This window comes from Vreelandella rituensis (assembly GCF_003336665.1).
Taxonomy (GTDB): domain Bacteria; phylum Pseudomonadota; class Gammaproteobacteria; order Pseudomonadales; family Halomonadaceae; genus Vreelandella; species Vreelandella rituensis.
Map to the genome: position 1 here is coordinate 1 of NZ_QPIJ01000086.1, position 9732 is coordinate 9732.

At 58.1% G+C, this 9732-nt stretch carries 8 protein-coding genes; 2 read left to right on the top strand and 6 right to left on the bottom strand.

What is annotated here, in order from left to right; translation table 11 throughout:
- A partial coding sequence (locus DU506_RS19780) for a transposase (RefSeq protein ID WP_235825819.1) occupies positions 1-475 on the bottom strand: 475 nt, incomplete at its 3' end.
- A 522-nt stretch (positions 476-997) separates the two neighbouring features.
- Between DU506_RS19780 and DU506_RS19785 the strand changes: the two genes are divergently transcribed.
- On the top strand, positions 998-2053 hold the full coding sequence (locus tag DU506_RS19785; RefSeq protein ID WP_235825822.1) for a GGDEF domain-containing protein: 1056 nt from the start codon (positions 998-1000) through the stop codon (positions 2051-2053).
- 266 nt (positions 2054-2319) lie between these two features.
- On the opposite strand, the gene guaA is transcribed toward DU506_RS19785, so the two are convergent.
- Positions 2320-3897 carry a glutamine-hydrolyzing GMP synthase gene (gene guaA / locus DU506_RS19790; RefSeq protein WP_114488584.1) on the bottom strand — a complete coding sequence of 526 codons (1578 nt, stop codon included), beginning with the start codon at positions 3895-3897 and terminating at the stop codon, positions 2320-2322.
- A gap of 9 nt (positions 3898-3906) precedes the next feature.
- Positions 3907-5376 carry an IMP dehydrogenase gene (gene guaB, locus DU506_RS19795; protein ID WP_114488585.1) on the bottom strand — a complete coding sequence of 490 codons (1470 nt, stop codon included), beginning with the start codon at positions 5374-5376 and terminating at the stop codon, positions 3907-3909.
- 165 nt (positions 5377-5541) lie between these two features.
- Here guaB and xseA point away from each other — a divergent pair, with 165 nt between their 5' ends.
- Entirely contained in the window at positions 5542-6885 is a 1344-nt protein-coding gene (gene xseA / locus DU506_RS19800) for an exodeoxyribonuclease VII large subunit (protein WP_114488586.1), read from the top strand.
- Between the two features lie 25 nt (positions 6886-6910).
- On the opposite strand, the gene DU506_RS19805 is transcribed toward xseA, so the two are convergent.
- From DU506_RS19805 to DU506_RS19815, 3 genes are all read right to left on the bottom strand, one after another.
- On the bottom strand, positions 6911-7936 hold the full coding sequence (locus tag DU506_RS19805) for a C45 family autoproteolytic acyltransferase/hydrolase (protein ID WP_235825824.1): 1026 nt from the start codon (positions 7934-7936) through the stop codon (positions 6911-6913).
- 98 nt (positions 7937-8034) lie between these two features.
- Positions 8035-9162 (bottom strand): DUF3618 domain-containing protein, encoded by a 1128-nt coding sequence (locus tag DU506_RS19810; RefSeq protein WP_114488587.1) that lies wholly within the window; start codon positions 9160-9162, stop codon positions 8035-8037.
- Positions 9159-9596 carry a phage holin family protein gene (locus tag DU506_RS19815; RefSeq protein ID WP_114488588.1) on the bottom strand — a complete coding sequence of 146 codons (438 nt, stop codon included), beginning with the start codon at positions 9594-9596 and terminating at the stop codon, positions 9159-9161. Before DU506_RS19815 ends, DU506_RS19810 begins: the two co-directional genes overlap by 4 nt.
- Positions 9597-9732: the final 136 nt, after the last annotated feature.

Here is a 9732-nt window from a genome sequence, read left to right on the forward strand (position 1 = left end):
TCAGCGCCGGTATCACCCACTCGGCGAAGGGTTCAGCCCGCTGGTAGGCCTCCTGGTTGAAGGCAAACAGGGTGGCGGTGCTCAATGAAAGGTCACACTGCGAGGCCAGCAGCGACTGGATGCGGCCGTAGGGCAGCAGCTGGTACTGCGAGAGATAGACAACATGCGCCTTGAGACGCGGGCCGTACTGGATCGGGCGCCTCACGCCGTCGGGAAACGGGGCCACGTGACGCCGCCCGAAATCGTCTTCCAGCACTTCAGCCTGATACTCGGTGACAATCGACTGGATAAGGATGTCCTTGACCTGACGCTTCTCGATACCGACCGCGCGATAGGTGCGCCCCCTGGGGAGTGTTCGACGGTCAACAGACAGCTTGACGACCTCGTCGGGATCATCGACGGGCACCAATGTCGTGCCTTCATGTCCTGGCTGACCGCCAGGCTTGCGCTCGCCGGCAGCCCGTGAACGGCGCACACGGTTCATGTCCTGCGACGGCGGCTTGCTGCTGTTACGACTGCTGGTCGCCAANTACGTCGATGGCAGCACGCAGCGAAGGTGAGACCGTACGATCTTCCTTGAGCTGCTGCTTGACGCGTTCCAGGGCCTCGTCGACGTTGATATCGCTGATGGTCATGTTATCTGATGAGAGAGTTGCCGAATGTCGATACTATGCCAGAGGAAATAACAGGTTGGCGAGTGCCGCCTGAAACCTGCTGAATAGTTACGAAAAATAAAAATATTAAGATGCTTTGATTTCTCCAAGAGTTTTTCAACCAAGGTTCCGTGAAGTAGCTTCACTGGCTGAACCCTAAAGAAATCGTCGTTTTACTCAGGGAGGATGGGGCTTTGCCATCGCTAAAAACACAACATCAGGTGCATTGGTTGACTGGTCAGCTTTGTGAATATGACAAGGAGACAATATATCGCAGCTCCATCACGGCGAGGGTGCGGTTTGAATCCTGCCTGTCATTGAGCGTAGCGGCCTTAATCTTTGGCATGTTTGCTATTTCGGACTACTACATTCTCGGCTTCACCTGGGAGCTTTATCTGCTGCTCACAATGCGCATCATGGTGGTGAGCCTTTGCCTTCTCCTGGCCTTCATTATCGGACGCTGGGGCGGATATTCTCGTAAACTCTGGTTGCATGCTTTGCCGCTATGGATACTTGCGACAGGTATCATTTTGATTGTTCCCTTGCGCCCCGAAAGTCTTTCCACCCAGGTAACCGCAGTGGTAGTAGCCACCATGGCTTTCTATCTTCTGATTCCCAATCTGCTAACAGTGGTGACGTTCGCCAGCCTCTATTTGAATATTGGCTTTCTGGTTTCGGCAGTGCTGTTTGCAGAGATTTCACCAATGTTAACGCTTCGCATAGCGCTATTGTTGATTATGGCCAATGTAGTGGGATTCTGTGCCTTGCTGCGTTTGGAGAGCCTGCAGCGCAAACAATTTGCGTTGCTTCACGAAGAACGTGATCAAAATCACCAGCTGCTCAAGGAAATAGCTCACCGTAAATCACTGGAAACACAGTTGCGTATGGTCGCCGAGCTGGATGCTCTGACAGGGCTGAATAACCGAGGTCACTTCATGAAGCTGGCCAAGGCATTGTTGCAGCGCTCGCGATTGGAACAGGTACCGTTCAGCGTTTTCATGATTGATGTGGATCATTTCAAGAGCATCAACGATACCTGGGGCCACACACATGGGGATTGGGTTCTGACCAAGATCGCGGACGTTTGTGCGCAAGCTCTCCGACCCGAGGATGTGATAGGGCGTTTCGGAGGTGAGGAGTTCGTGGTAGCCCTGCCAGACACCAGCCCCGACGACGCTCAAATCGTGGCGGAACGCTTGAAGAAGAAGGTAGCCGAGCTGCCGTTAAAGGAAGAAATGAGCGGGCTGTCCTTGAGCGTCACCATCGGTATCGCTGTAACGTACCCTGCAGAGGATGACCTCGAGTCCCTGATCACGCGAGCGGATCAGATGCTCTACACTGGCAAGCGCAACGGAAGGAACCGGGTAGTGATGTGTAGCAAGGGTATGGAAGAGGGATGAATGGGATAAAAGCCAAATTAAATTAGATTCTTCTGATTTTTGGTAGCAGAAAGATTTGCCACGATAGGGACAAGCTCACAGAATATAGGCATCAAGTACTTGAGAATTCATCGTCCGTTCTTCGGCCCCAATTGCATACTCAAGGACAGGACGCATAAGCATTTGAAAATCCGGAATCGCCACTAACTCAGTTCCTTGTAATGGCCTTAATGCTGAAGGGGCTATCTCTCGATAGCCCCTTCATAGATTGCTTCACAACCGGCAAATCACTCCCACTCAATCGTCGCTGGCGGCTTGCTGCTGACGTCATACGTCACGCGCGAGACACCATTGATCTCGTTAATGATGCGGTTGGAGACTTTTTCCAGCAACTCATAGGGCAGGTGCGCCCAGCGGGCAGTCATGAAGTCGATGGTTTCCACGGCGCGCAGGGCGATGACCCATTCGTAGCGGCGGGCATCGCCAACCACACCCACCGATTTCACCGGCAGGAACACCGCAAACGCCTGGCTGGTCTTGTGGTACCAACCCGAGTTGTGCAGCTCTTCGATGAAGATGGCGTCGGCTTCACGCAGAATATCGGCGTAGTCTTTTTTTACTTCGCCGAGAATCCGCACGCCCAGGCCCGGCCCCGGGAAGGGGTGGCGGTACACCATGTCGTAAGGCAGGCCGAGTTCCACGCCCAGCTTGCGGACTTCGTCCTTGAACAGCTCGCGCAGCGGTTCGACCAGCTTGAGCTTCATGGTTTCCGGCAGGCCGCCCACGTTGTGGTGCGACTTGATCACGTGCGCCTTGCCGGTCTTGGCGGCGGCGGATTCGATCACGTCCGGGTAGATGGTGCCCTGGGCCAAAAAGTCCACGCCTTCGATCTTGCTCGACTCTTCATCGAAGATGTCGATGAAGGTGTTGCCGATGATCTTGCGCTTGGCTTCCGGGTCGTTCTCGCCTTTCAGGCGCGACAGGAACTGGTCTTCGGCATCGACGCGAATCACCTTCACGCCCATGTGCTTGGCGAAGGTTTCCATCACCTGGTCGCCTTCATTCTTGCGCAGCAGGCCGTTATCCACGAACACGCAGGTCAGCTGGTCGCCGATGGCCTTGTGCAGCAGGGCCGCGACCACAGAGGAATCCACCCCGCCGGAAAGGCCCAGCAAGACGTGGCGGTCGCCGACCTGTTCACGCACCCGACCGATCTGGTCTTCGATGATCTGCGCCGGGGTCCAGAGGCGTTCGGCACCGCAAATGCCCAGCACGAAATGCTCGAGAATCCGCTGGCCCTGCAGGGTGTGGGTGACTTCCGGGTGGAACTGCACCCCATAGAACTGCTTTTCTTCCCAGGCCATGGCGGCAATCGGGCAGCTGGGGGTGGATGCGGTCACGGTGAATTCGCCGGGTACCCTGGCGACCTTGTCACCGTGGCTCATCCACACATCCAGCAGGCCCTTGCCGGTTTCGTGGTCGACGTGGTCCTTGATGTCCTTGATCAGCGCGTTCTCGGCGTCGATGCGAATCTGGGCGTAGCCGAATTCCTGCACCTTGGAACCTTCAACGGCGCCGCCCAGCTGCTCGGCCATGGTCTGCATGCCGTAGCAGATGCCGAACACCGGCAGGCCCATTTCGAACACGCACTGCGGCGCGCGGGGGGAATCCAGTTCCGTGACCGACTCCGGCCCCCCGGCGAGGATGATGCCGTTGGGGTTGTAGTCGCGGATCTCGGCTTCGGTGATATCGAAGGCGCGAACTTCGGAGTAGACGCCGATCTCGCGTACCCGGCGGGCGATCAGCTGAGTGTACTGAGAGCCAAAATCCAGAATCAGAATCTTGTGGGCATGAATATCAGTCATTTCGGTCTCTTAGCTTACCCGGTAGTTCGGGGCTTCTTTGGTGATCTGGACATCGTGCACGTGGGATTCATTGAAGCCTGCGCCGGTGATCTGGACGAATTCCGGCTTGGTGCGCATTTCCAAAATATCGCGGCAGCCAGTGTAGCCCATGGACGCCCGCAGACCGCCCATCATCTGGTGAACGATGGCGCTCATCATGCCTTTATAGGGCACGCGGCCTTCGATACCTTCCGGCACCAGCTTTTCCGCGCCTTCGCTTTTATCCTGGAAGTAGCGGTCGGCACTGCCTTGGCTCTGGGACATGGCGCCCATGGAGCCCATGCCACGGTAGGCCTTGTAGGTACGGCCTTGGTAAAGCTCGACTTCGCCGGGGGCTTCTTCGGTACCCGCCAGCAAGCCGCCGACCATCACACAGCTGGCACCGGCGGCAATCGCCTTGGCCAGATCGCCGGAGAAACGCACACCGCCATCGGCGATCAGCGGAATATCGTACTCTTTCAGCGCTTCGGCAACGTTGGAAACCGCGGTTATTTGCGGCACACCGACACCCGCGACGATACGCGTGGTACAGATCGAGCCGGGGCCGATGCCGACTTTCACCGCATCCGCACCGGCTTCGGCCAAGGCTCTGGCGGCGGCGGCGGTGGCGATGTTGCCACCGATCACCTGGATCTCGGGGAAGTGCTTCTTGGCCCAGCGCACCCGGTCGATCACGCCTTGGGAATGGCCGTGAGCGGTGTCGACGATGATCGCATCCACCCCGGCTTCCGCGAGGGCCGCGATACGGTCAGCGGTTTCCGGGCCGGTGCCGACGGCGGCGCCAACTAGTAAACGACCATCGCTGTCTTTAGCCGCCATGGGGTAGGTGCGGGCTTTTTCGATATCCTGGAAAGTGACCAGGCCGCGCAGGTGGAAAGCATCATCCACGATCAGCATTTTCTCGATGCGGTGTTCGCGCATCTTGGCCTTGCTTTCTTCAAGCTCGGTGCCTTCGGCCACGGTGATCAGGCGCTCGCGGGGCGTCATGATGGCTTCGACGCTATCGCCGTGGTTGGGCTGGAAACGCATGTCGCGTTCGGTGACGATACCCACCAGGGTTTCACCTTCCACCACCGGGAAGCCGGAGAAGCCGTATTCGCGGGCCATGGCCAGCAGGTCTTCGAGCTTGGCCTTGGGGCTGACGGTCACGGGGTCTTTGACGATGACGCTTTCGTGCTTTTTGACCTTGCGTACTTCCGCGGCCTGTTGGGCGATGCTCATGTTCTTGTGGATGATGCCGATGCCGCCTTCCTGGGCCATGGCAATCGCCAGGCGTGCTTCGGTCACCGTATCCATGGCGGCGGAAACCAGCGGAATATTCAGCGAAAGGTGGCGTGTCAGGCGGGTCTTGAGGCTGACATCCTTGGGTAGGATATCGGAGAAGCCGGGAACGAGTAATACATCATCGAACGTAAGCGCTTCTTGGGCCATACGTAGCATAGCGGCAACACCCATGGTTGAGCAGATGGGAACAGGAGATACGAAAGGTAATCTTCCATTGTAACGGCTAGAGGCCCATCCCAGCAATGTGAGGCACACCAAGTCTTGTGCGTGATAAGCTGCATAACCGCTTTTCCCCCCAATTTTTTAACCATGAAATCCTTTATGTCGTCTCCCGCTATTGAAGCCCTTTCCGTCAGTGAGTTGAATCGTCGCACCCGCCAGACCCTGGAACGCGATTTCGGTGAACTGTGGGTGGAGGGCGAGCTTTCCAATGTTTCGCGCCCCGCTTCCGGGCATATCTACTTCACGCTGAAGGACGACCGCGCCCAGATTCGTTGTGCGTTGTTTCGCCAACGCGCGCGGTTCGTGGGCGCGCCCATTCGCGACGGCGACCAGGTGAAACTGCGCGGGCGGGTGTCATTGTTCGAACCACGCGGCGACTATCAGTTGCTGGTAGAGGCGGTGCAGGCGGCGGGCTTGGGGGAATTGCTGGCGGCCTATGAGCGCTTGAAGCAGCAACTCGACAGCGAAGGGGTGTTCGCCAACGCCCGCGCCCTGCCCTTTCCGCCGCGCAAGCTGCTGATATTGAGTTCCGCCAGCGGGGCGGCGATTCGCGATGTGCTGACGGTACTGGCGGCGCGCTGGCCGCTGGTGGACGTCACGCTGATTCCCGTGCCGGTGCAGGGCGCGGAAGCCGCCCCTGCGATGATTCGCGCCTTGGCGCTACTCAACCGCCAGCGCCGGCTCGACCCGCAGCGCGACGCCATCTTGATCACGCGCGGCGGCGGCAGCCTGGAAGATTTGTGGGCGTTCAACAACGAGCATCTGGCCCGGGCGATCTTTCATTCGCGCCTGCCGGTGATGTCGGCGGTGGGCCATGAGGTCGACACGACCCTGGCGGATTTCGCCGCCGATGTACGTGCCCCGACCCCTTCCGCCGCCGCCGAACGCCTGGTGCCGGATCAGCAAGCCCTCAAGGGCAGGCTCAAGGAACAGCAACAACGCCTGACGCAAGGCATCGCCCGGCGACTGGAGCGCGAGAGCCAGCAACTCGATAGCCTGCGTGCCCGGCTGCGTCATCCAGGGGAAGCGTTGAGCCGCCAGCGCCAGCATCTTCAAGGGCTGCAAACCCGGTTATTGCGCGCCCAGCAGCAGAACCTGGCGCAGCAACAAGCCCGGCTGGAACAGCTTATTCGTCGGCTAGGGGGCCAGGATCTCAAGCGCCGTCATGCCCAGGCGCAACAACGCCTGGAAAACGCCCAGTCTCGCCTGCATCAGGCCATGGCCCGCCGCTTATCGCAGGAGCGCCAACGCCTGCAAGGCTTGGGCCGCGAGCTCAATGCGGTAAGCCCCTTGGCGATACTGGGACGCGGCTATGCCATCGTGCATAACCACCAGGGTGAGGTCATTCATCGCGCCCAGGACACTCAACCCGGCCAGGCACTCAAGCTACGCCTGGGCGAAGGCAGCCTGACGGTGGAAGTGAAACGGCGCTACAAGCGCTGAGAGAAAACGCTGCCAAACGCAGCTGCTATGTCCACTCCGGCTGCTCGTAAAGCCGCCATCTTAGGCCTTTCGGGTCAAGCTCGAATACCACCGTCGCCAAGGTGTTTTCCTGGTCCGGGTCATCGGGGGCGAGGCGTAGAATCGGCAAGCCTTCCCCGCCGGTATCGTGCAGCAGCGCCAGGGGGTCGCGTAGCCCAGCGGCAAGCAGGGCTTCGCCGCGCTGTTGGCGGTCGAATGACGACTGGGTAATCCGCTGTGCGGCCTGCCCGGCTCGGTGATGCAGCGCATGATTGGCATGCACCCGGGGCTCAGTGACCGAACGTACCGAGACCTCGCCGCCGCCGAATTCCACACTGAGCATCTCGCCGGTTGCCGGTGCCGCTAACGTGAAATGAAAACCGGCGCTATCCGGGAAGCGCCGCAATAACGCCACGGCATCCGCTAGGCTGGGCTGGTTCAATACGGCGCGGCCCAGCACTATGCGCGGTATGCTGGGCGACAACGCCGCTAACCGCAAATTATTGACCGTCTGAACGAGACCCTGGCGGGTAAAGGCAAAGGTATGCCCGGGAAGTGAGCCGGGGTAACAGAAAGCGGTAAAACCCTGGCCCCGCTCGGGCCCTACTTCCACCATGAAGCAGTGGCCACGCAGGCACGGCAAGCCGTCTTCGTTATGGGCGATCAGCGGCGAGCTTCCGGGCAATTGCACAGTGGTACAGCCATCCGCCGTGTCGGCCAGCAATTCGCCTCGGCAATTCCAGGCGAATACCCGTTCCATAGGTAACTGCAGCCCTGTGGCCAAGCCTTCGAGTTCAGCCCAGATCGTTGGAAAATGACGCTGCGTGATAGTCACCATTCGGGCGACGGCCGGGTTATGTCTCGCCGCCTGTATCTGCGCCCATAAAGGCGTGGAGGTGAGCACATGCTGAACCGCATCGCGGCCCAAACGGCCCAGCGCCTTGCCCCGTTCAAAAGGGCCGCCACTCAGCCGCTGGACCGAAACAAGTCGGCTATGTGGAGGTGGGTCGTTATCGATCAAGAAGATAGACACCTATGTCCGCTGCATTTCTTGACGAATTTACCCATCCTTCTCTCGGGTTACCAGCTCACCGATTACCAGCCCCTCCCCTAGTGGCGCAGGGTGAAACGTCACGGCTCGCGAGAAGGCGGTATACCGCTGCCGGGCTTGGTCGAACTCCTGTCATTATTCGAGAGTGAACCCGGCGATGCACCACCTGGTGAGCTTGTGCTACTTGAGCCAGGTCCGCTTGAGCCAGGTCTAGCTGAACTTGTGGAACTTGACCCCGGCATGGCCCCTGTGGAAGTCGTACCCGCTTTAGTGTCTTTCTTTTCAGCGGCACTCTTTTCGGCACTACTCTTTTCAACACTACCGCCCGTCTCGGCGCTCGACTTGGTTTCCTCAGCCTTCTCGTGAATGGTTTCCTGCGCCCTATCCAGTTGCTCCTCTCCGGATTCCGCCGCGCGCTGCATGACGCGGTCGCGATATTCACCCATGTACTCGTCTTCCTTGCGCGTGGAAGGCAGTATGCCTCCCAAGGCTGCGCCAAGCGCAAAGCCGAGCGCCGCGGTCACCAAGGGATGCTCTTGAATGAACTCTGTCGATTGGCTGCCGAAATTTCGGGCCCGGTGCGACATGTCATGCATGGTAGATTGAGAGCCACTTTTAAACTGGGATGTTTTGGCTCGCATATTACTTTCCATATGCTGTGCTTTTTCGCCCATATGTTCACCCATATGCTGCGCCCTTTCACCCATATGCTGTGCTTTTTCACCCATATGCTGGGCCGTCTCCTTCACCTTGCCGCTCATTTCCTGGGCCTTGTCTTTCACACCGTTCATACGTCCTTTACCTGGCGCCTCGGAAGAGCCGACACTTTGGCCAGCGCCGGTTCCCTCGTGAACAGCAATACCCGGCGATGAATGAGACCTACTCCCCCCATAATGGGTTGATGAGCCTAAATGGGTTGGCTGGATTGGCCGTTTCGATGAGTTGGAATTGCGTTGTGCCAACATCAACCAACCCAGCCCTGCGCTGGTCAACAGAAAAGGCACAGGGTTCTGCTTGATGGTGTTACCAAGGTTGGAAGCGAATTCGTTGGCTCCACCATGACGTAGATATTCATACGAGGAGTTCAACCACTGCTGAGGTGTAAACCGCGCCTCGAGCTCATGTAAAGTACTGTCCAGGCGCGCTCGCGCTCGATGAATATCGTTTTCTATTTCTTCGGAGTTGCGCTGACCATTATGCTCGCTCATTTCAGTTCCTCCTTGGCTCTGTGTTTATGCTCCTTGGCGAACTCCTTATCGCTCTGAAAACTCTTCATGGTACGGTTGGGCATCAGGTTTCGAGCCTCTAATTTCTTGAGCCCGCCCTTGAGCATAATGATACCCACGATAGCCACAACAACACCGACAATGATCGCTGAAAGCCAAGGCGAGGTATCAGGCGGAAGTACTTCATCGAGCAGAAAGACCATGGCAGCCAGCAAGGTGAGGAAACCACCGAACAACACCGCACCCGCAATAGCAATGGCAGCGACACCCTCCATGGCCTGATGCGTTTTCTCCGACATCTCGGTTTTGGCGAGCTCAGCTTCATTACGTACAAGCGAGGTCATCTCTCGCGTCAAGGACGATAAAAGCGAACCGATTGAAGAACTTTCCTTCGTGGTCTTGTTATCTGTATCCATTACTCAGCCTCCCTAGCCCCCTCTGTCAGCCTAGTTGTCCGGTTGGCGTTATCGCCTAAATCAAATCCAGAGGGAGCGGCATGGAGTCCATGTGCCACGTTATTCCGAAGAACGTAAAGCAGCCGTCCTGAAAAAG